The sequence below is a fragment of the Streptomyces sp. NPDC019224 genome (assembly GCF_040632605.1).
Classification (GTDB): domain Bacteria; phylum Actinomycetota; class Actinomycetes; order Streptomycetales; family Streptomycetaceae; genus Streptomyces.
Window position 1 is genome coordinate 1 of sequence record NZ_JBEYCF010000068.1, and the last position, 21,504, is coordinate 21,504.

16 protein-coding genes and 1 pseudogene are annotated in these 21,504 nt (G+C 69.4%); 9 read left to right on the forward strand and 8 right to left on the reverse strand.

The window, feature by feature from the left end; all coding sequences use genetic code 11:
- On the reverse strand, positions 1-314 hold a 314-nt coding region (locus ABZ564_RS29775; RefSeq protein WP_360862254.1), incomplete at its 3' end, for a transposase.
- A gap of 131 nt (positions 315-445) precedes the next feature.
- Between ABZ564_RS29775 and ABZ564_RS29780 the strand changes: the two genes are divergently transcribed.
- A complete protein-coding gene (locus tag ABZ564_RS29780; protein ID WP_360862229.1) occupies positions 446-1,813 on the forward strand; it encodes a hypothetical protein in 1,368 nt (455 codons plus the stop codon).
- A gap of 20 nt (positions 1,814-1,833) precedes the next feature.
- Here the strand turns inward: ABZ564_RS29780 and ABZ564_RS29785 are convergent, their stop codons facing one another.
- From ABZ564_RS29785 to ABZ564_RS29800, 4 genes are all read right to left on the reverse strand, one after another.
- Positions 1,834-3,063: a S1 RNA-binding domain-containing protein gene (locus ABZ564_RS29785; protein WP_360862230.1), complete on the reverse strand. Its 1,230-nt coding sequence runs from the start codon at positions 3,061-3,063 to the stop codon at positions 1,834-1,836.
- 129 nt (positions 3,064-3,192) lie between these two features.
- Positions 3,193-4,839, reverse strand: a complete 1,647-nt coding sequence (locus ABZ564_RS29790; protein ID WP_360862231.1) for an IS200/IS605 family accessory protein TnpB-related protein — start codon at positions 4,837-4,839, stop codon at positions 3,193-3,195.
- Positions 4,832-5,410 (reverse strand): IS607 family transposase, encoded by a 579-nt coding sequence (locus tag ABZ564_RS29795; RefSeq protein ID WP_360862255.1) that lies wholly within the window; start codon positions 5,408-5,410, stop codon positions 4,832-4,834. Before ABZ564_RS29795 ends, ABZ564_RS29790 begins: the two co-directional genes overlap by 8 nt.
- 67 nt (positions 5,411-5,477) lie before the next feature.
- Complete coding sequence (locus ABZ564_RS29800; RefSeq protein WP_360862232.1) at positions 5,478-5,672, reverse strand: hypothetical protein; 195 nt, start codon at positions 5,670-5,672, stop codon at positions 5,478-5,480.
- Positions 5,673-6,377: 705 nt separating this feature from the next.
- Between ABZ564_RS29800 and ABZ564_RS29805 the strand changes: the two genes are divergently transcribed.
- Entirely contained in the window at positions 6,378-7,856 is a 1,479-nt protein-coding gene (locus tag ABZ564_RS29805) for a protein kinase (RefSeq protein ID WP_360862233.1), read from the forward strand.
- A gap of 472 nt (positions 7,857-8,328) precedes the next feature.
- Positions 8,329-8,988 (forward strand): hypothetical protein, encoded by a 660-nt coding sequence (locus ABZ564_RS29810; protein WP_360862234.1) that lies wholly within the window; start codon positions 8,329-8,331, stop codon positions 8,986-8,988.
- A gap of 211 nt (positions 8,989-9,199) precedes the next feature.
- Here the strand turns inward: ABZ564_RS29810 and ABZ564_RS29815 are convergent.
- A pseudogene (locus ABZ564_RS29815) lies at positions 9,200-9,310 on the reverse strand (IS5/IS1182 family transposase); the annotation flags it as partial.
- Positions 9,311-9,813: 503 nt separating this feature from the next.
- Between ABZ564_RS29815 and ABZ564_RS29820 the strand changes: the two are divergent.
- Both ABZ564_RS29820 and ABZ564_RS29825 read left to right on the forward strand, forming a co-directional pair.
- Positions 9,814-11,169: a GH1 family beta-glucosidase gene (locus ABZ564_RS29820; protein WP_360862235.1), complete on the forward strand. Its 1,356-nt coding sequence runs from the start codon at positions 9,814-9,816 to the stop codon at positions 11,167-11,169.
- A gap of 133 nt (positions 11,170-11,302) precedes the next feature.
- A complete protein-coding gene (locus tag ABZ564_RS29825; RefSeq protein ID WP_360862236.1) occupies positions 11,303-12,685 on the forward strand; it encodes an ADP-ribosylglycohydrolase family protein in 1,383 nt (460 codons plus the stop codon).
- A gap of 59 nt (positions 12,686-12,744) precedes the next feature.
- Here ABZ564_RS29825 and ABZ564_RS29830 read toward each other — a convergent pair whose 3' ends face one another.
- Entirely contained in the window at positions 12,745-13,521 is a 777-nt protein-coding gene (locus ABZ564_RS29830) for a phytanoyl-CoA dioxygenase family protein (protein WP_360862237.1), read from the reverse strand.
- 127 nt (positions 13,522-13,648) lie between these two features.
- Here ABZ564_RS29830 and ABZ564_RS29835 point away from each other — a divergent pair, with 127 nt between their 5' ends.
- Entirely contained in the window at positions 13,649-14,455 is an 807-nt protein-coding gene (locus ABZ564_RS29835; protein ID WP_360862238.1) for an AraC family transcriptional regulator, read from the forward strand.
- A 346-nt stretch (positions 14,456-14,801) separates the two neighbouring features.
- Here the strand turns inward: ABZ564_RS29835 and ABZ564_RS29840 are convergent, their stop codons facing one another.
- Positions 14,802-15,698, reverse strand: a complete 897-nt coding sequence (locus tag ABZ564_RS29840) for a helix-turn-helix domain-containing protein (protein WP_360862239.1) — start codon at positions 15,696-15,698, stop codon at positions 14,802-14,804.
- A 534-nt stretch (positions 15,699-16,232) separates the two neighbouring features.
- On the opposite strand from ABZ564_RS29840, the gene ABZ564_RS29845 reads away from it, so the two are divergent.
- The 3 genes from ABZ564_RS29845 (at position 16,233) to ABZ564_RS29855 (ending at position 21,392) form a co-directional block, all read left to right on the forward strand.
- Complete coding sequence (locus tag ABZ564_RS29845; protein ID WP_360862240.1) at positions 16,233-17,429, forward strand: glycosyl hydrolase; 1,197 nt, start codon at positions 16,233-16,235, stop codon at positions 17,427-17,429.
- 189 nt (positions 17,430-17,618) lie between these two features.
- The gene (locus ABZ564_RS29850) at positions 17,619-18,938 is read left to right on the forward strand and encodes a right-handed parallel beta-helix repeat-containing protein (RefSeq protein WP_360862241.1); all 1,320 of its coding nucleotides are present in this window, start codon (positions 17,619-17,621) and stop codon (positions 18,936-18,938) included.
- 261 nt (positions 18,939-19,199) lie between these two features.
- A complete protein-coding gene (locus tag ABZ564_RS29855; protein ID WP_360862242.1) occupies positions 19,200-21,392 on the forward strand; it encodes an alpha-galactosidase in 2,193 nt (730 codons plus the stop codon).
- Positions 21,393-21,504: the final 112 nt, after the last annotated feature.

Here is a 21,504-nt window from a genome sequence, read left to right on the forward strand (position 1 = left end):
GTACAGCATTCCTGCTCCGGCCTCGGCCCAGGCCGCGCGGCGCACTGTGCGCGTTCGCGCGTACGCGGCTGTGCAGATTGACCTGTACTCCGACACACCGCCGACCAGGCCGGAAAATCATGCGGCAGGAGCCGCCACTGACACCCGGTCCGGTTCTGGTGGAGCAGCGCGTTCACGGCCTCCCGCAGATCGCAGGAGCCCGGGTTCCCGGTCGCCAACCGCGCCACCCGTGCCTGCTTCCACCCGGTGACCAGCGGTTCGATCCACGACCACTGCCTGTCGGTCAAGCCGGTTGTGTATGACATCCGTTCCATGACCACGACCCCACCATGTGCACGACATGGCACGAGGATGGAACCGTCCCACCAACCATGAAGGAGCGACACCGGATCCCCCGAAATGGGACTCAACACCCTCTCGGGGATCAGCGCTATGGTGCGTGGTCATGGACTTTGCTGATCTTGACTATCGGGTCCGGACGCGATCCGGCTGCATTCCGCCGGAACTGGTCTCCCGGTTGCTCGACCACGGTCATGCGGCCGTGGTGGAGGAGTGGGCCGGGCGGGGGGAGTGGTTCTGCGCGCTTGTCTGGGCACGGCTGCTGGGTGAGCGGGGGCGGCAGACCGACGCGCTGGCGGTGCTCGCCCCCTACGCCGCCACGGGCTGGTGGACGGTCGTCGAAGCGACCGCCGAGCTGCTGGAGGGCTGGGGCCGGATCGAGGAAGCGATCGAGACCGTCCGGGCCCGGATGGCCGTCGGGCACCCGATGGCGTTGGAGGCATACACGCGGTTGCTTTCCCGGCACGGGCGGGCCGCGGAGGCGTTCACCATGCTCCTGCCGCACGCCGATGAGTGGACGCTCGCCACCACCCTGGTCGACGTGGCCGCCGTCGCGGGCCGCGACGAGGAGGCCGCCGCGCTGCTCGCTGCCCGGATGCGGGCCGACCACCGCTGCGACGGCCCGTGGTGCTGCGGCCTCGATTCCGACACTGCGCTCGGCCTGCTCGCGACGATCCGCGAGCGCCAGGGCCGCATTGATGAGGCCGTCACCCTGCTCAGGAGGCGGCAGATCACGTCGGTCAACAGCCGCGACCAGCTCGCCGACCTGTTGGCGCGGCACGGCCGGATCGAGGAACTGCGCGCCTACGCGGCGACCGACGGACATGAGGAGGCCCTGCAGCGGTTGGCGGAACTCCTGGAGGAGTGTGGCGACGTGGAGGGCGCGATCGCCGTATTCGGGCAGACCGGCGGACCCGCGGCCTGGAACCCGAACTCGGCTTACGAGCTCGCGCAGCTCCTGGCCCGGCACGGCCGAGGCGACGAGGCGATCGCCGTGATGCGTGCCCAGGCCGACGCCCACCCCGGCGACGACTGGATTCTCCACACCCTGTCCGAGCTGTGTCTCGCCCAGGGTCGCCCATCCGACGGCCTGGCCCACCTCGACGCCCTCGCCGCTCGGTGCGGGGGCGAGGTCGAGTGGGAGCTGTTCTGGATGCGGCTGCCGCTGATCGCCGCTTGCAGCGGGGTCGATGAGGCGGTTGAACGGGCCCGGGCCCACCCCGAAGGCGCCACTTGGTACGCGGCGGAACACATCGCTCGGCTTCTCGCCGACGCCGGGCGCACCGAGGAGGCCGTCACCGTCCTTCAGCAGCATGACCGCAGGAACAACCACGACCTGGCCGGCTGCCTCATCGACCTCGGCCGCGTCGAGGAGGCCGTGGCCATTCTGGTGCACACAAGCCCTCCGCCACCGCTCGTTCCGACGGCACCGGCGTGGTCCGGTGAGCCATCACCCAGATGTGGCGATGACTGAGCACTGCTGGTAACGGCCCATCACCCCCTGACGTCGTGCGGTACCGCTGCCCCTTGTCGCGGTCGGGCGCGTGTGAGGGAGAGAAGAATGCGGCGACGCCGGCGGTCCATGTCAAGGATGGCTACGCGGACCTGGTCACCGGCCGCGAGTACCTCCTGCGGGTGCTGGACGTCGTGATCAGCCGGCTCGGACAGGTGCACGAGGCCCCCGACGCCCTCCTCCACCTGGACAAACGCGCCGAACGCCACCAGCTTGGTTACCGTGCCCGACACCGTTTCCCCCTTCTTGTGGGTATCGGCAAACTGCTGCCAGGGATCGGGCTGCAGCGCCTTCATGGACAGGCTCACCCGCTCCCGCGCAAAGTCGATGTCGATGATCTCGGCCCGGATTTCCCGACCGATCGGGGCAACGTGGTTTACCGAGTCGAAACGGGTCCAGGACATCTCGGGGATACGGAGGAATCCGAGGGAACGGCCCAGATCGTCATCCAGGTCCACGTGAACCCCGACGTCATCGAGACCCGACGCGACAACACCGGTGACAGCCTCACCCACTCGCAGCGAGCCAAGAAACGCCCGCCGCTCCTCGGCCCGGCTGCGATTGGTGCGCCAGCGTGCCCGAAGGACACCGTCCTCGTCGGGCAGCACTGCCGCGAGAAGCGGCCGGCGATCAGCTCGTTCCAGCGGCACCAACGCAACGCGGTGGTCCGGACCCCCCGTGATCTGCGGATTCGGTATGTCCGCACGTCCCATGCCCGGTTCGGCGACACGCGCCCTGAAGAACCCCCCGTCCGCGAACTGCTCCACGAGAAGTTGCAGGCGTTCCCCGCGCACGACGGCGGCGCGGATCGCCTCGACCTCGTCAGTGAGGTCCGGCCACACCGCCGGCCGCGCCCGTGGGGTCAGCCGCTCGCACACAGCATCGACCTCGCCCACGGTCGTCAGACGGTGCCAGCGGTAGGCGTGGCCGGTCGGTCGTTCCTCCAGCAGGGCCCCGCCGCGGGCTGCGACCACTGCTCGGACCTCGGACCAGAACTCCTCGTTCGCGGCCCGCGAGTCGTCGACTTCGTCGAGGGCCGGGTCGTACGGTGAGATCGCGACACGGTCGGTGAACAGCCCAAGAACGCGGGTGCGGGACACGGCGTTCTCCTGGTCCCCGCCGCCGACGTATATGTCGTCCCGGTGGCCGACATGGACGAAGAACCCATGGTCCGCCCGCAGTCGGCACCAGACACCCTCGCGCAGCACCATCGCCCGCAGCAACCCGAGACCCGTGGCGATCGGGACGCGCGCACCGTCGTGGAACCCGACGCCGTCATAGGGGAAGAGCCCGCTCAGCCCATACCCCCCACTTCCCACAGCGAAGGAGAAGAACCGTTCCTAAACAGTGTCCAGGAGTGACATTTGCTGCCAGTTCCTGGAAGTGCGCGCATCCCGAACGGTGTTGGATGCGCTGGGTTCCCGCGTTCGCTGAGCCCCGATTCGGCGACGTGCATCGTGTGCACGCTCCGTGACGGGTGGGCGGGTTCCCTCACGCCCTCGTGCGCCTGGTCCGGCCTGGGCGGTCCGATGCCCACGACGATCACTCTGGTCGTCGTGGGGCGGTGCCGCCCGTCGCCGGATCGGGTGCCCGAGGGCGCGTCGCCCGATCGCGACGCTCGCGGCGTCGTGACGGGACATCTTTCGTCTCTTCGAGGTGAGGGGCTTCTTCCAGTGCTGATCGCCCCACATCGACGTGTACGCCGGGTCCACGGCAACGATCGACAGTCCGTGCTGGGACGCCATCGACACCAGGCGGGCCTTGAGCTTGCCGGTGGGGATGCCGGAGATGAGCTGCCGGAAACGCTTGTTCCGGCCGTGCTTCTCGCGGGTCTTCTCGGCTGTGAAGTCCAGGTTCTCCAGGCCGATGGCCTTGACGCCGCACCGGTCGGCCCAGTGCAGCAACTGGCTGATGGCGTGCCGGACCTGGGCGTCACGGTGGTCGGCGCTGCCGGACAGGTCGTAGAAGAAGCGTCTCGGGTCGCCGACCGGGTTGCCGTGGACGTCGAGCTGGTAGGCGGCGAAGTGGTCGGCGTTGGTGTCCACGCCGACCATCCCGGCGGCCCGGGCCGCATCGAGCGGGATCGTCTGGACCACCGGCCGGGTCCACGACGCGGTCAGGTACCAGCGGCCCCGTTCCACGTCCAGGTGGATGCGGTAGGCCACAGCCCGGTTCGCCCAGACGCGGTCGGCCCACTCCTGGCCGCGGTGCGCGAAGACCACTCTGGAGGCGAGCACGTACCGGCCGTTGCGTGCGTTCGCGTACTCGGCGAGTGGGGCGGGGAGCTTGATGCTGACCTCGCCGTCAGGGGTGACGCGGATCGTCTCGTTGCCGAAGCGCTTGCCGGACTCCCCGTCAGCGGCGAGGAACCACCGTTCGGCTTCCCACCGCTCGCGCCACTGCCCGGCGGTGAGCCGGGCGGCGTCCAGGTGGTGACGGCTGTTGATCAGACGCCTGCCGCCGCGCACGACGTGCACGACACCGGCCTCGCGCTCAGCGCGCGCCACGTCCAGGCGGTGTTCCAGGACCGTCAGACGGCGGGACTTGTGAAACCACTCGCCCCGACTGCGGTATCCGCCGGGTGCCCGCTTGCTGCCCTTGTGGCCGATCGGCTGCGCCAGTCGGTGCGTCAGCGTGCGCACACCGGCCTCAAGCCCTTGGATGTGGGCGAGCCGGCAGCGCCGGGACAGCGCCCACTGATCGTGCGTGGCCTTCGTGATCGAACCGGCCCACCGGGACGACGACTGCGCGGTCAGGCCCTGCTTGCGGGCCGCCCACGTGTCACTGTTGTGGTCCAGACCGTCAGCGCAGCGGGCCTTGAGGTCCAGCGAGGCGAGGCGTCCGAGGTGTTCACCGACCAGCCGCAACACCGTGTCGTCCACGTCGGTGAGATGCCTGAGACGGTCGCGTACCGCCACCCCGGACGGCCCGGGCGCGACGAACGGCGCGTCGATGGTGCGCAGCTGCTTCTTCTTCGACTCACTCATCGCCGGCCGCCGCTTCGAGAGCCTTCCTCGCCCGGTTCTTCGCCGACCGACGGCCGTACAGGCGGGCACAGAACGACGTCAGTACCTCCACCATGTCGCGCACCAGGTCGTCCTCGACTTCGCCGTCATCGAGGACGACGAGCCTGCGGCCCGAAGCGGACAGGGCGGCCTCAATGAGTTCGACGTTCATCCGGCCGAGGCGGTCCTTGTGCTCGACCACGACCGTGGTCACCACCGGGTCGGCCAGCAGCCGCTTCGCTTTCGCACGACAGCCGTTCATCCCCGAGGCAATCTCGGACTCGACACGGACGACCCGGTGACCGGCCTGAGCGGCCCACACCGACAAGCGTGCGGTCTGACGCTCCAGGTCGGCCTTCTGATCGTGCGAGGAGACGCGGGCATACAGACCCACACCACCGGTCACGGAGAGTGAGGTGTTCGCGTCGATGTTCACCAGGATCGTGCGCGGTCCCACCCGGCGCGCGGGCACCGGCAGCGTGCCCTCACGGAACCAGCGGTAGGCCGTATGCGGGTTCACACCCTGCACCCTCGCCCACTCCGTCAGATTCATACGCTGATAACGCTGCCACTCCCGCATGGTTACGCACGCCTAACAATCTTTTGCAGCCAACAGTCGACTACCCCTCGGTCATGGGATTGTCGATCATCACATGCTCGACGGCGGCATCGAGCGCGAACCCGGCCACGGCCGCCACACAGGCAGCAGCCACGCGTTCCCTCGAGTCATACGCGATGCAGGAGATCTCCGCGCCTGCCGCCGTGGCGAAGTCAGCAGGGTCGTACGGAGTGACGCGGTACACAACGGACGCCATATCAGCGGCCCTTAAGGCTTGTAGGCGCCCTGAGGGCCGGTCGCGGGCGGACAGGGCGAATGATCACCCGCGCACTCCAACGACACCACGCCAGACATGAGCAGGACCTACAGGGTGCTGACCTATGTGCGACGGGCGGTGACCCCAGCCCGCAAGTCCACTTCCACGTTCTCCACGGCGACGCGAGGCCATATCCCGCCGTCGCACGCGGTGACCTGCGCGTACGTACGGGCCTGCCTGGCGCATACGAAGGCCGACGAGCGGAGGGCCGCCGAGGCGGTAGGGGAGTGGGATGCACGGTGGAGGCCGTTGGAAGAGGAGGCGACTCCGGCTGAGGCCCACCGCCCGCCTTTTCGCGGTGGACCGGGTGCGGCGGAGGCGCGGCCCACGTGTGGTGCACCTGACCGACGCGGGCGTCCACGCCCTGGAGCGCTCACTCGGAGCCGTCGCCACCGACGAAGCGGTCCCGGCCGGCCGCGACCCGCGTCCGGGCGGGCGCCGGCGGAGCCACGGGCTGTCCCGTACGACGGAAACCTGTGAGGCCCCGGCCTCCTCGGCCGGCCTCCGGCCGTGAGCGGAAGCGGCCGACGGCAGCGCACGAGATGGTGAGGCTTCACACGGCTCCTCGCGGGTACGCGGCGTCTCAAGGTGCGTCGGGTCCGGATCACCGACTGGCGTAAGCCCTCCAACGCAGCAGGAGAGGGAATGAGGCTTCGCGAATCTGCCCACGCCACAGCTTCCCGGCCTTGCGCCGAGGTGCTGAGCGGCCGCTACCGTCTTGACGAGCTTCTCGGTTCAGGTGGTGCGGCGGACGTCTACCAGGGCTTCGACCTGCGGATGAGACGACCGGTCGCGGTAAAGGTGTTCCGGCCCGACGCCTGCGTCGACGCCGAGGAAAGCTGGCGGAGCGAAGCGGTGATCCTGGCCCAGCTGCATCACCCCGGACTCGTCACCGCCTTCGACGCCGGGCATCACGACGGACGCGCCTTCCTGGTCATGCAGCTGATCGAAGGCACCACGCTGAAGGAGCGCATCGCCCAGGGCCCGCTGGCCCCCGAGGCCACCGCCGCACTCGGAGCGGGCCTCGCCCAGGCGCTGGCTCACGCACATGAGGCCGGAATCGTCCACCGAGACGTCAAACCGTCCAACATTCTCCTGGACTCCGATCGCCGGCCCCATCTGGCGGACTTCGGCATCTCCCAGCCGCTGGACTCGACCGCCCGCACGGCGACCGACACACTGGTAGGCACGGCCGCCTACCTGTCTCCCGAGCAAGTGCTCGGCCGCCCTGTGGGCCGGCCCGCCGATGTCTACGCCCTCGGCCTTGTGCTCCTTGAATGCCTCACGGGCCGCCTCGAGTACGGCGGCGGACCCGTCGAATCCGCGATCGCGCGACTGCACCGCCGACCCGCCCTGCCTCCCGAGGCACCGGAACGATTCCGTGCTCTGCTGAGCGGGATGACGGCCCGGGACGAGCAGGACCGCCCGACAGCACACGACTGCGCCCGAGCCCTGACGGCGCTGGCCGGCACAGCACCCGCGCCGGCCTCCGCCCTGCACCTCGCCGCCGCCCCCGAGCCGGCAGACGCGGCGGACCACACACACGCGGACCCTCTGCCGGGCGGGGAGGGGAACACCACTTCCCGCGCGCCCGCACGAGGACGCACCCTCATGGCCGGCGGCGGTGTCGCCGTCGCCGCTGTCGCGGCAGTCGTGCTCGCCGTCACCGGAAGCTCCGCACCGCCCGACCCGGACCGGCACGCGCCCCAGGTGTCCGCCGCTCCCACGGAGACCACGCACGCTCCCGACGGCGGAACACAGCGTGCACCGACGACACCGCCCCCGACGGCACAGTTCTCCGACCCGTACGCTGCCACCGGTACACAACCTGCCGACGCGCACAGGCGCACCTCCTCGCCCGCCTCCCCCGACACACCCGACGGCACCGCACTCCTCCTGGAGCCCGTCGGCCACCCGTCCGTCAAGCCCCACCGCGACGCACTCGTCGCGGACGGCATCCCGCTCGCCCAGTTCGCCGTGGACGACGTCGAGGCGGAGTACGAGCGCCTGAGCAGCCTCGGCGTCCGCTTCACCCAGCAGCCCATGAACACCGGCCCCGTCCCCACAGCGGTCTTCGACGACACCTGCGGCAACCTGATCCGGATCGCGACACGGCCCCGGTAGCGGAGCCGGCCTCACTGACCGTGAGCGGAAGGAACGGTCGGTGCGCGGGGTGCTGCAGGCCGGCCGCAGCGACTGCGGGACCGGTACGGTGCCGGGTTGCCGACGTGCGCGGGTGACCATGCGAGACCGGCAGGGGCGGGCCTGCGCATCCGACACCACCCCCTCGGCTCCGCACCGCTTCAGCCCGGGCGACACGGCAGGCGCACCCCGCCTGGCGCGGCACCACTTCCCTTCCGGGGGTGGTACGGCGCAGACCGCACCGGCGTGTCCCGAACGCTCGTCGTTCGGCTGTGCCGCCCCTGCGACAAACCTGTGTCATTTCTGCCTCAGTCTGAGGTGGGCGTCGCGGCGCGCCTCGTCGACGCGCTGCCGTGCCGCTCCGGCGCGTCCGGTCGCATGGCCGGGCGCTCCGTCCAGTTGTTGAACGTTGCGTCTGTCGAACGGCGCAGCCTCTACCGCGAGTTAGGTCAAAATGATACGCAAGGGACGCATCGTCTTCGCAGTCGCCCTCACCACCCTGGGCCTCGGGCTGACGGCCTGCAACGACGGCGAGGACTCCGCGGCGGCACAGGAGTCGCCCTCGGCCTCCGCCCCGGCCTCGTCCGCCCCGGCTTCGTCCGCCCCGAGCAGCGAGAGCCCGTCGGCGGACCCCGGCGACGACGCTCCCGCTGCGCCCAGTGGTGACGTCACCGCACCGGGCACGAAGCTCAAGATCGGTGACCGGGCGGTCCTGCCGTTCACGTACGGGACCGAGAAGAAGGGCACCATCGCTGTCACGGTCACGGCGATCGAGAAGGGCACCGAGGCCGACATGGCCCCCTTCGGCGACAAGGCGAAGGGCATGACGCCCTACTACATCCGGATGAAGGTGGAGAACGTCGGCGGCACAGACCTGTCCTACGCGTCGCTGAGGCTGCGCGGCAAGCTGGAAGGCGGCGCCCCCACAGGCGTCATCCTGATCGGTGACCTCCCGGGCAAGTGCGACAACGAGACGGCCCCCCGCGACTTCGCCACCAAGGGCGCTTCGTACGAGACGTGCTCGCTCAGCGCCACGAAGACCGATCCCATCGCGGTTGCCTCGTTCGAGGAGGGTGACGCGTACCGCGACAGCCCGGTCCTCTGGACCAGCTGACCGCCCGTTCCCGTTCCCGTCCGCGGGCCGGGCGTCCCGTCCCGGGCTGCCGGGGCGGGCTTCTTTTTTAGGCGTTCGGCCAGGCGCGCCATGCGTCGCGCGTCCTCCTCGGACCCGCCGCCGTCGGGCAGCGAGGGATACGGGCCGCGCGGTGCCCGGCGAACCGGTCGAACGCCGCCCGGACCGCCTTGACCTGCGACAGCTGACCCTCGGTGGGGCGGCGGGTCATGAGGTCGGTCATGGCGATGTGGATCACGGCTTCGGAGCGGGTGGGCAAGGTTTCGCAGTCCGAGGCCAGGCGGCGGTGGAGCATGAGCCGGCCGGTCTCATTCGAAACCCCACCCGCCCCGCAGGCATCAACCGCCTCCACAACCTCACCCGCACCGCATCTCAACGCTCCTGGGAGCCCTTAGCGGGCATTCGAGATGAAATCGACCTCTCAGGGGCCGGATGCTGCGGCCTGCGCACCACAGGAACTCCGTACACGACACCCGCATATCCGCCCTCGGTATGTCGGGCCGGTGTCCGCCATCTGAGGAACCAGGAAGGTCGCCCGGGCTCACAGGAGGAATCCGGGGGCGGAAAGCGGTTCCATAGCGGATGTCGACGTGAACGTGCTGATCAGCGTCCCGGAGGCGTCCCGGCCAGCCGCTCCTGCTCCACCCACGGCGACGACGGCATCCTCCACGACCACAACGGCCCACCGGGGCGGGACGAGCCCAGGTCCAGGGCCCGCACCCTGCTTCCGCCGCTGCCCGGCCCTCGACGGCGGTGGACCGAGCACATCGTTCATCCCGTTCTGCACACCGAAACAGGAGTCGCTTCATGCAGTCCCTTCATGCACTTCCTCCCTCGTTCCGCTGGGGAGTCGCGACCTCGGCCTTCCAGATCGAAGGAGCTACCGCCGCCGACGGACGGGGACGGTCCATCTGGGACACGTTGTGCGACGTACCGGGGGCGGTGGAGCAGGGCGAGAACGGCGACACGGCCTGCGACCACTACCACCGATGGGCCGAGGACATCGAGGTCATGCGGGAGCTGGGGGTGAGTGACTACCGCTTCTCCCTCTCCTGGCCGAGGGTCGTCCCGGGCGGCGACGGCGTCGTCAACCGTGCCGGCCTGGCGTTCTACGACCGCCTCGTGGACGGTCTGCTGGAAGCCGGTATCCGTCCGTACGCGACCCTTTACCACTGGGACCTGCCGCAGGCGCTGCAGGATCGCGGCGGCTGGCCGCAGCGCGCGACGGCGGAGCGTTTCGGCGAGTACGCCGCGGCGGTGGCCGGGACCCTGGGCGATCGAGTCCAGAACTGGGCCACTCTCAACGAGCCCTACTGCGCGGCCTGGCTCGGTCATCTGGAGGGCCTCCACGCTCCGGCAGTGAAGGATCTCACCGCCGCCGTCCAGGCCTCCTACCATCTCCTGCTCGGTCACGGTCTCGCCGCGCAGGCGCTGAGGGCCAACGCCGCCCGCACACCCGACGTCGGTATCGCTGTCAACCTGAGCCCCTGCGAACCCGCCACGGATTCCGACGCCGACCGTGACGCCGCCCGGCGAGCCGACGGGCACCACAACCGCTGGTGGCTCGACCCGGTGCACGGCCGCGGCTTCCCCGCCGACATGCGCGAGGTGTACGGCGTCGACCTGCCGGAGCGCCCGGGTGACGCCGAGACCATCGCCACCCCGCTCGACCACATCGGTGTCAACTACTACTTCCGGCAGATCGTCGCCGACGCCCCCGGGCGGCCGGCGCCCTCCTTCGACATCCTGCCCGTCCCCGGATCCCGAACGACCGCGATGGGCTGGGAGGTTCATCCCGAGGGCCTGGAGCGGACACTCGTGAGGCTGCACGAGGAGTACGCCCCCGCCTCGATCGTCATCACCGAGAACGGGTCCGCCCAGCACGATGTCGTCGAAGCCGACGGAACCGTGCACGACCCCGACCGGGTCGACTTCCTGGAGCGTCACCTGGAGGCATGCGCCTTTGCCGTGCGCCGAGGCGTACCCCTGCACGGCTACTACGCCTGGTCGCTGATGGACAACTTCGAGTGGAACTTCGGCTACGGCAAGCGTTTCGGGCTCGTCCATGTCGACTACGCGACCCAACGACGCACCCTCAAGACGAGTGGGAGGCGATTCGCCCAGCTGATCGACTCCCACCGGAGGGCGGCCGCACCCGCCTGACAGGGGCGGCCGTCAACGGCCCCTTGCTCCCCACCCACCAGTGACCGCGACGAGCTGTCGGTGGTGGGCGGGGGCAGGGGGCCGGCACCACCGGGCCTGCCTCCAGCCACCCCACCACACAGGGAGTAAACCCTTGTTCGCGCCCTTCCCCGTGCTGCGTCAGCAGCTGCGCGCCATGCTCCGGGACAAAGAGGAGCAGGGCCGCGACGTCACCGGCATGTCGAGCCGCCTGGAACGGCTGCCGGACGACTACCAGGCCCTCGCCGACCTGGCGGCCGCGATCGACGCGGCACCGGTTCGCGCGGACTGGCCGTATGTCGAACCCAGCGACCTGGCGGGGATCCGCGCCGAGCAGGCCCCGCCGACCCGGCTGCTTCCGGACCGCCCGGCGCCGGTGTCCGTCGCCGCGGCGGGAGAACGCGCGCGTGCCGGGTTCCTCGGGTCGGTCGTGGGCTGTGTTCTGGGCAAGCCGGTCGAGGTCATGCCCACCCTCGATGAACTGCGGTCCGCTCTGGAACGGCTCGGGGAATGGCCCCTGCGGGACTACCTCCCCTCCGGACTGTGCACGGAGGGCGGCTTCCGCGCGTTTCACCCGGACTGGCCGGAGACCACCCGGGGGAACATCACTCGGGTGGTCCCGGACGACGACATCAACTACACGCTGCTGGGCCTGATGACACTCGAGCGGCACGGGGCCGACTTCACCAAGACCGACCTGCGGAGGATGTGGCTGGAGAACGTTCCCCTCGCCTGTACCTGGGGACCGGAGCGGACGTTCCTCACCCGGCAGGGCCTCGCGATGGGCTTGGACGACTACCCCACGATGACGCCCGAGGAACTGGAAGCATTGCCGGCACGACTGAACCCCGGCGAAGAGCTCTGCGGCGCCATGATCCGCGCGGACGCCTACGGATACGCCTGTCCTGGCCGCCCCGACATCGCGGCCGAACTCGCCTGGCGGGACGCGTCGTTGACCCATCGCGGCAACGGCGTGTACGGAGCGATGTTCGCGGCCGCCGCCATCTCCGCGGCCTTCACCGCCACCGACCCGCTGGACGTGTTCGCCACCGCGCTGCGCTACGTACCGCAGCGCAGCCGCTTCTTCGCCATCGTCGCGGACTCGCTCGCGCTGGTGGCGGAGGCACGCGACTGGCTGGAGGGCTACCGGGCCATCCACGGCCGGTACGCGCGGTACGGCCACTGCCGTGTCTTCCAGGAGAGCGGAACCCTGATCAACACGCTGCGCTTCGCCACGGACGTCGGCGACGGCATCTGCAAACAGGTCAGCCAGGGCAACGACACCGACAGCTACGGCGCGACGGCCGGTTCCCTCCTGGGCGTGTACTTCGGCCCCGGCCACCTGGAGGAACGATGGACCGCCCCGTTCAACGACCTGCTGCACACCCGGCTGGCAGGGTGGTACGAGAACTCACTGACCGCTGCCGCCGACCGGGTGGCGGCCCTCCCCGCGCGCGTACTGGGACCGGCCGGGCCGCCGACTGCCGGTCGGCCGTGAACCGGCGCCGGTGCCCGCGAGCCCGTCACGGGTTCGTGGGCACCGGCGGTTCACGCCGGTCAGGACCCGACGATCTCGTTGCCGTCGAGGAACCGCTCGAACGAACCGGCCGGCTCTCCGCCGTCCCTCTCCTTCTTCCTGATCACCTCCCGGGAGTACTGCGCCAGGTAGACGCGGCGGTAGCGGTCGGTGAGATTGGGACCGCTGCGGTGGATCATGACGCTGGAGAACACCACGATGGACCCGGCCGGCGCGACGACGGGTACTCCGGAGTCCGACCCGAAGTAGCAGACCATGTCGTTGGTCCGCTCGTCCTTGATGTGCCTGATGTAGGAGCGGATGCCGGACCGGGAGTAGGGAAGCAGGTAGACGGCGCCGTTCTCCTCGGTGACGTCGTCGAGGGCGATCCAGCACGTGAGATACGGCTCGTGGTCCTCGTGCACGTAGCCGGAGTCCTGGTGCCAGGCGAATGAGGTGTCCTTGTCGGCGGCCTTGATGACGTACTGCTCCCAGAACAGGTAGGCATCCGGACCGAGGACGGCCCGGCAGATCTCCGCCATGGTCTCGCCGAAGAGGAACTCACGGAGTTCCGGCAGGTCTTCGTAGATCATGTTGCTGAAGTAGCGCTTGCCGCGCGCGCTGATGCCGAGCCGGTCCGCGCCGGCCGCGTCCATCGCCGCGTCCGCCTTCGCGACGGAGTGGTCGGCCCCGCTGCGCAGTAGTGCGAGTTCCTCGGGCCGCAGTGCCGACTCGATGACGAAGTAGCCTTCCCGACGGTACTGGTCGGCCATCTCCTGGGTGACCAGAGCGGTGCGGCTGTGTTCGACTGAGGTCATGCTCGTCTTCTCCCTCTACTCGCTTCTTTGCCGGGATTTGCCCTTCCGGATCCGGTGGTCGCAACGCTATGGCGCCCGACACGGCGCGTGAATGGAAGTCTTGGCCGATGCATGTACGTTCTGTGCGATGAACTCGGGTGTGCGGATCTTCAGGATCGGCGGACGACGGACGCGCCTCGGCCGGCTGCTGCTCGCCGGCGAGGTCGTCGACGCCGAGCCCGCGCCGTCGCACGAGCTCAGAACCGTGCCGGGATGGGTCGTGTCACACGTGATCAGCGGCAGCGGCATCTACCGCCAGGGCGGCGGAGGGGAACAGACGATCGTGCCGGGCATGGTCACTGTGGTCGCTCCGGGCGTGCCCCACCTGTACGGAACGCTGCCGGGGGGCCGTTGGACGGAGCTCTTCGCCGTCGTCACCGGCCCGTTGGCCGACGCGCTCGCCGCTGCCGGCGTCCTTGCCGGGAGCGGCCCGCGCCTTCCGCGGACACCGGTTTCGGCGCCCGCCCTCAGGGCTGTGATCGCCGCCGGCCAGCCCACCGCCACCGATGCCGAACACCAGCTCCTCGCTCTCGCCGGTCTGCTGGCCGACATCACAGCAGCCGACACTCCCGACCCACGCGACCCCGTCAAGGAGGCATGTGCCCTTCTGACCGAGGATCTGCAGGCCCCCGTGAACCTGCGCGAGGTCGCCGCGGCGGTGGGGCTGCCCTACGACACGTTCCGACGGCGGTTCGTGGCCGAGGTGGGCCAGTCTCCGCTGGCCTACCGGAACGGGCGTCGCATCCGGGACGCGGCGGGTCTGTTACGCATGACCACGATGACCGTCCGGCAGATCGCCCGTCTCTACGGATTCCACGACGAGTTCCACTTCTCCCGCCGCTTCCGCGCGCATTTCGGGGTGCCGCCCAGTGCGTACCGTCGCGACAGCGGGTGAGCCGAGTGCCTGCGGCGGGTCGAACCGTTCACGAGGGACGGCGGTGATGTACGCGCCTGATCCGTGCCCGGCGGCTCGCTCGCGAGCGGATGGTGGACGGGGTACCGGCTGTCTGCTGGAGGCTGGGGGCACCCGAGCTCTCACGCCTCGCATGCGCGGGCGTGGGCGGGACGGGCGGGAACACAGGCGGCGTGCTTCCGGTGACTGCTCGATCGCGGGCCGTCGTCGAAGTCCAGGTGGGGGACCGGTGGTGCGGGAGTGGCGGTTTTGGAGCCGCTGGGGAGGGGCAAGTCGTACGCCGGGTGATTTTCTGACGTCGTGTCAGATCGATGCCGGATGGCGGGGGTCAGAAGGTCGCCTTGTCGATCACGGTGAGCGGGTCGTCTCCGGCCACGCTCGCGAACGGCGCACTTCCGTGGTGTGCCTTGCGGTAGCTGCCCGGTGAGGCGTCGCAGGCTTCGGTGAAGTGCGCGTAGAAGCTGCTCTGTGAGCCGAAGCCGACGGCGGCGGAGATCTCGGCCACGGGGCGGTCCGTCGTGATGAGCAGCCGTTGGGCCTCAGCCACCCGGCACTGGTTGACGTAGCCGTTCAGCGTCATTCCCAGGACTTCCTTGAACAGTGCCATGGCGTAGTGAGGGTGCAGGGGGACGCTGGCCGCGATGCGCTCGGCGGTGAGTGGTTCGCGGAAGTGCGCGGCGATGAACTGCGCCATCCGGGCGGTGTGCTCCACCGACCTGTGTCCCCCGGGCTCGTCCGCTTCCCGGGTGCCGGGGAAGGACTGGTGGATGAGCCTGCGCATCCGTGCCTCCATCTCCAGCAGGGCGATGCGGTGCAGTTCGGCGTCGTCGGTGCTCAGGTCGGCCTGCCATCGGCGCAGCAGGTCGGCGTCGCCCTTCTGGCGGCCGGCTCTGCCGGTCCGTACGGACTTGCCGTGCAGCAGGGCTGTCACGCCGGCCGCCGGCACCCTCCAGCCGAGGAAGGTGGTCAGTGGGACGTAGACCCACCCCATGTGGGTCCCGGGGGTCACATGGATCAGTTTGTGAGGTATCCCGGCCCAGAACGCCACCAGTTCCCCGGGGGCGAAGGTGAGCCTGCGCCCTCCCACGATGTAGACCAGTTCACTGTCCGTGGCGAGGTTGATCTCGATGTCGTCGTGTCGGTGCGCCCGCTCCATCAAGGCAGGCGTGCCGTGCCAGCAGGCGAGCATCGAGGGGTCGGTCCGGGGCGTGAGTGATTCCAGCATCTGAGGATCCAGGAAGGTCGAAGGAGCCGACAGGAGGAACCTGCAGGCCAGGCGCGGTTTTATGACGTGTGTCAGCAGTGTTCCATCCGGATTAACCCACGTCGACGAGGAGAAGCGATGTCTGTTCTCCCTGTCGAAGTGGCCCCCTGTCGGCCGCGGCCTTCGCTGTCCGTGGAGCCCGTGGGCTCATGGCGGGCCGGGATGTGTCCGGGGGAGCCGAGGTTACCGGGATCTCGCCCGGTGTGAAGTCGTCCGGACTCTGGTTCTGCCGCACGGTTGCCCCCGGGGCGCCCGCTGCGAGTGAGACCCGCCGAACCGGACGGCGCAGTGTCGGCGCAGGCGTCAAGGCCGAGCGCGCAGCAGGCATGTCGTGTCTGAGTGGTGCAGCGCGTGACGCGGTGGAACCCGAAGTGCGGGGACCCGGCGGCGAGGGGTCATGCCCGGGCCGTGGCACGGTAGCGGACATATGTAGGCAAAAAGGTCGACTCGGCTCCGGGACGAACCGCGCGAGCGGACAGCAGAAAGGCAGGAACGATGGCGGCAGCCCGCGACGAGGCACCGAGGTTCGGCGTGAACTACGTGCCGAGCAGGCACTGGTGGTACTCGTGGCTCGAGTGGGACCCGGCTTCGGTCCTGGACGACCTGCGCGCCGTGTCGAGCCTGGGCATGGACCATGTGCGGGTCCAGCTGCTGTGGCCGGTGTTCCAGCCGGACCCCGCCGTGGTGAACCGCACGGCCCTGCAGCGGCTGGCCGCCCTCATGGACCTCGCCGACCACCCCGACGTACGCCTGGATGTCTCGGTCTCGGTACTCGACGGCTGGCTCAGCGGGCTCACCTTCCTGCCGGCGTGGCTCAAGGGCCGTTCCATGATCACCGATGAGGACGTGGTCCGCGCCGAGCTGCTGCTGTTCGACGCGGTGGCCGGGCATGTGGGCGGGCACCCCAGATTTCTTGGCTTCGACCTCGGCAACGAACTGTCGGTACCCAACGGCGACGTAGCTCCGGACGCGGGGGACTCGTGGGCTGAGCGCCTACTGGGCCACTGCGAGGCCATCGCGCCCGGTGGCTTTCACGTCAACGGCGTGGACCATCTGCCCTGGTTCGAAAGGCGTACGTTCTCCCCCGCGGGTGTCGCCGCACAGGGCGGAGCCAGCGTTCTGCACTGCTATCCGTACTGGACGGGCGCCATCGAACGGTACGGGCCGGACGGCACCGGTGTTCTGCATCTCGGCGAGTACATGGCCGAACTCGCCGAGGCGTATGCCGAGCGCCCGGGGCGGCCGAAGTGGCTTCAGGAGTTCGGGGCCTCGCCGGTGGAACGACCGGCGGCGTCGATCCCGGAGTGGGCGGAGACCTTCGTCCGCAACACGCTCTCGTCCCATGACGTCTGGGGCTGCACCTGGTGGGGCAGCCACGACCTCGATCGCCGCTACACGGCCTTCGTGGAGTACGAGTACGACCTCGGACTCCTGACCGTGGACAACGAGGTCAAGCCGACCGGCGCCCGCCTCGCGCACCTGATCGAAGACCTGCGGGCCAACCCTGTGCGACCCGTCGAGCGCGACGTCGGACTGGTCCTGCCCGACGGACGGGACCAGGGACTCGAAGCCGCTGACCGGTTCTTTTCCCTCATCGACGACGGGATCAGGCCGGCCCTGGTCCTGCCCGAACACGTCGACGACGCCCCGCGCCTGGCCGCGCGCGGCATCCGCGAACTCATCCCTCACTGACGGTCCCACCGCACCGTCACCCCTCCCGCCCGTCCCGCGCCACCCGCAGGGTGTCCGCGTGGCGCTCAGGCACGGCTCGAAGGGAGAGAGCACACCACCGCGATTCGGCATGAACCGCGTCACAGCGGCAGAGGGACTGCCGCCGACCGACATCCATGGAGGCGTTCGATGAGGTATCCGACGAAAACCGTGACCACCGCTGCCGTTCTCGCGTGCTGGCTGGGCGCCGGACTCTCCCCGGCCGGCGCCGTCGAGCCAGCCGGCCCATACGCGTCCGGCACCTATTACGTCAGCGCTTCGGGTTCGGACGACAACGACGGACGCTCCCCGAAGTCCCCGTTCCGCACCATTCAGCACGCGGCAGATCTGACGAAGCCGGGTGACACCGTGCAGATCATGAACGGCACGTATCGGGACACATCCGCAGAGGGTGTCGTCGTGATCCGCAACTCCGGCACATCCGATGCCCCTATCACCTTCACCACCTACAAGAACCACAAGCCGAAGATCGCACCTGTCACGGGATGGAACGGCATCGTGCTCGTCGGCGCCTCGCACGTCGTCGTCGAGGGTCTCGAGATCCAGGGATCCGCGGAGAGTCTGACGCTGGAGGACGCCACCGCCCAGGCCGATCCCAAGAAGCCGACCTACAACCAGAACTGTCTGCATGCCCGTGAGGGCGCGGACAAGGCCCCCTGGTCGCACGTGACACTCCGAAACCTCTACGTGCATGACTGCCCGGGTGGTGGACTGTCCACGACCGGTGGTGACTACATCACCATCGAGGACAACGTGGTCCACTCGAACGCGTGGTACTCCGTGTACGCCAACAGCGGTATCTCCGTCCTGACACCCGAGGCGGTGGACGAGTCCCGCGGCGTCAAGATCTCCATCCAGCGCAACGTCGTGCACGACAACGAGTCCAAGGTGAAGTGGGTCGCATGCGACTGCATTTCTGACGGAAACGGCATCATCGTCGACAGCACCATCCACCCGGAAACCAGCGGTGGTGTGTACACGGGGCGAACGCTGGTCGCGAACAACCTGTCGTACGACAACGGCGGATCCGGCATCCACGCCTACAAGAGCGCGCACGTCGACATCGTCAACAACACGGCGTACCTCAACTCGCGCAGTCCTGCGCTCAGCTACCCGAACGTGGGTGCGTGGGGGAGCGAGGACGTCCAGGTGCTGAACAACATCTCCGTCGCGAGGGAAGGAAAGGAAACCAATTTCACCCACGGCAACGAGAACGTGATCTACGACTACAACATCTATTCGGGCGGCCTGAAGCCCCGGGTCATGGGCGTGCACGACAAGGTGGCCGACCCGCTCCTCGTGCACCCGGGCACGGATCCCGCGGTGGCCGATTTCCGGATCGAGCGCGGGTCTCCGGCGGTTGATTCGGGAACGCGGTTCGACGCGGTCGAGTCGGACTTCGCCGGCGACAAGCGCCCCCAAGGCACCGCGTACGACCGCGGCGCCTTCGAGCTGCCGGGGCGGCACTGATCCGAGGTACGCACGTCGTGCTGAACAACGAGACCGGCTGGAGTCGCGGCGCATACGCGTACGCCACTCCCTGACCAAGCTCTTCCGGTCTCCTCGCACCCTTCCGGTGGGCGGGGCGCCTCCCCGCCCACCGGAGCGGCCCGCCGCCGAGCACCGCGGCCGCCGTGTCACCAACCGCCTCACTCACCCCCTCAGAACACCGATCCACCAGAACGATGTGCACAGTGCACATCGTGTGCACCGATGAAAGAGGTTCGCGCTGTGGTCTTCCTTCACCCCCCTTCGCCCACACCGGCGCAGCCGCTGCGGTTTCCCCTGCTGTTCCCGGCCCCGGAGGCGTTCCCCGACCGGCGTACGAGGCTGCTTCTCCAGCAGTCGTCCACCGCCCTGCCGTCGGTCGTCTGGTGCGGGACGGCGTCCGGAGCCGAGGGCGCCGCCGCCTGGAGCGCCGAGAGCGCGGAACGTGCCGCGGGCGCCGAGTCGGCCGTACCCCTGCTGCCGGAGCACTGGCGAGGCTGGTTCGGACGCCCCGGACTGAGCGGCCACCGCCTGGCCGGCGCCGGCGGCGAGCCGCCCACCGGCCGTGACTGGGCCCCCGCGTTCACCCTGGGCTGTGCCCGGGTCGAGGGCGCCGTCCTCACGATGGAGGCGCACGACACCGTCGCCGGGCTGTCCCTGACCACGACCGTGGAGTCCCTGGCGGGCGGTCCGCTGCGGGTGCGCCACGCACTCGCCAACACCGGACGCTCGCCCTACGTCGTGGACCATCTCGACGTCGTCGTCCCGGTGCCGGCTTCGGCACGCGAGGGGCTCGACTTCACCGGCAGGATCCTGCACGAACGCACACCCCAGCGACGCCCGGTCGTCGACGGGCTGTGGCTGCGCGAGAGCCGCCAGGGCAAGACGGGCCACGACTCGGCCACGCTGAACATCGTCGGCACCAGTGGCTTCGGGTTCTCCTCGGGCGAGGTGTGGGGCGCGCACGTGGGATGGAGCGGCAACCAGGTGTACCGCACCGAACTGCGCGACGGCGTGCTGACGATCGGCGGCGGGGAGCTCCTGCTGCCGGGCGAGGTGGCCCTCGGCCACGGCGAGACGTACGAGACACCGTGGGTGTACTTCGCCTCCTCCGACGAGGGCCTGGACGGACTGGCCGAGCAGTTCCACACCTACCTCCGGTCCCTCCCCGCCCATCCCGCCTCACCCCGGCCGGTGAACTTCAACGTCTGGGAGGCAGTCCTCTTCCACCACGACACCGCGGAGCTGATCGAGCTCGCCGAGCTTGCCGCCGAGGTGGGAGCCGAGCGTTACGTCCTGGACGACGGGTGGTTCCACGGCCGGCGCGCGGACAACGCGGGCCTGGGTGACTGGTGGGTCGACGAGGCCGTGTTCCCGGAAGGGCTGAAACCGCTCGTCTCCCGCGTCCGTGAACTCGGCATGCGGTTCGGGATCTGGATCGAGCCCGAGATGATCAGCCAGGACTCCGACCTCTATCGCCGTCACCCCGAGTGGATCCTGTCCACGGGGGGCCGGATCCCGCTGCTGCAGCGCAATCAGCTCGTTCTGGACCTCTCGCGGCCCGAGGTCGTCGCGTACCTGCTCGAGCACATCGACGCCCTGCTCACCGAGCACGACATCGACTACGTGAAGTGGGACCACAACCGGGCGGTGCTGGACGGCGGATCGGGCCGGCTCGCCGGAGGGCCGGCCGTCCACGCGCAGACCCTCGGCTACTACTCCCTGCTCGACGAGTTGCGCCGACGGCACCCGCACGTGGAGTGGGAGTCCTGCTCGGCGGGAGGTGCCCGCGTCGACCTGGAGGTCCTCGACCGCGTCCAACGGGTCTGGACCTCCGACATGACCGATGCCCTGACGCGTCACCCGATCCAGCGATGGACCGGGCAGCTCGTCCCACCGGAATACCAGGGCGCACACGTCTCCGCGCCCTACTCCATGTACTCCGGCCGGTACATGCCCCTCGCCTTCCGGGCCGCGACGGCCTTCTTCGGGCACTTCGGCATCGAGTGGGACATCCGCGAGGCCGACCCCGGGGAACGTGCCGCACTCAGAGGCTGGGTCGAGCTCTACAAGGAGCACCGGACGCTCCTGCACACGGGAAAGGTCGTCAGGGTCGACACCGGTGAGGGCCGGCCGTGGATGCACGGGGTCGTCGCTCCGGACGCCACGGCCGCCCTGATGGCCTGTGTGCAGTTCGACGACGGACTGAACACCACGCCCGCGCGGATGACCATCCCCGGTCTGCTTCCTGAACGGCGGTACCGCGTTCGTTCGGTCCAACCACCGACGGAAGTGGCCCTCTCGCGTGCCGATCGCGTTCCCCGCCTGCCACAGGAGGGAGCAGTGGTCTCGGGAGCCGTACTGGCCCGAGTCGGAGTTGTCATGCCGCGGCTGTGCCCCCTGCAGATCGTTCTGCTGCTGGCAGAAGCCGTCTGACCGTGCGCGACGGGCAGGAAGGGAGCGCTCCCCGGCAGGCCGACCGTCTGCCACACCGCCGGCTGGTGGAGCTGTGCGACAACCGAGAACCTCATGACGTCAGGTGACCTTG

What these genes read in the sequence shown, in the direction of transcription:
- ABZ564_RS29835 (WP_360862238.1), top strand. Translation starts at nt 13,649, where the DNA reads ATGAACTCGGGTGTGCGGATCTTCAGGATCGGCGGACGACGGACGCGC.
- ABZ564_RS29805 (WP_360862233.1), top strand. Translation starts at nt 6,378, where the DNA reads ATGAGGCTTCGCGAATCTGCCCACGCCACAGCTTCCCGGCCTTGCGCC.
- ABZ564_RS29795 (WP_360862255.1), bottom strand. Translation starts at nt 5,410, where the DNA reads ATGAATCTGACGGAGTGGGCGAGGGTGCAGGGTGTGAACCCGCATACG.
- ABZ564_RS29790 (WP_360862231.1), bottom strand. Translation starts at nt 4,839, where the DNA reads ATGAGTGAGTCGAAGAAGAAGCAGCTGCGCACCATCGACGCGCCGTTC.
- ABZ564_RS29800 (WP_360862232.1), bottom strand. Translation starts at nt 5,672, where the DNA reads ATGGCGTCCGTTGTGTACCGCGTCACTCCGTACGACCCTGCTGACTTC.
- ABZ564_RS29845 (WP_360862240.1), top strand. Translation starts at nt 16,233, where the DNA reads ATGGCGGCAGCCCGCGACGAGGCACCGAGGTTCGGCGTGAACTACGTG.
- ABZ564_RS29830 (WP_360862237.1), bottom strand. Translation starts at nt 13,521, where the DNA reads ATGACCTCAGTCGAACACAGCCGCACCGCTCTGGTCACCCAGGAGATG.
- ABZ564_RS29810 (WP_360862234.1), top strand. Translation starts at nt 8,329, where the DNA reads ATGATACGCAAGGGACGCATCGTCTTCGCAGTCGCCCTCACCACCCTG.
- ABZ564_RS29840 (WP_360862239.1), bottom strand. Translation starts at nt 15,698, where the DNA reads ATGCTGGAATCACTCACGCCCCGGACCGACCCCTCGATGCTCGCCTGC.
- ABZ564_RS29820 (WP_360862235.1), top strand. Translation starts at nt 9,814, where the DNA reads ATGCAGTCCCTTCATGCACTTCCTCCCTCGTTCCGCTGGGGAGTCGCG.
- ABZ564_RS29785 (WP_360862230.1), bottom strand. Translation starts at nt 3,063, where the DNA reads ATGGTGCTGCGCGAGGGTGTCTGGTGCCGACTGCGGGCGGACCATGGG.
- ABZ564_RS29780 (WP_360862229.1), top strand. Translation starts at nt 446, where the DNA reads ATGGACTTTGCTGATCTTGACTATCGGGTCCGGACGCGATCCGGCTGC.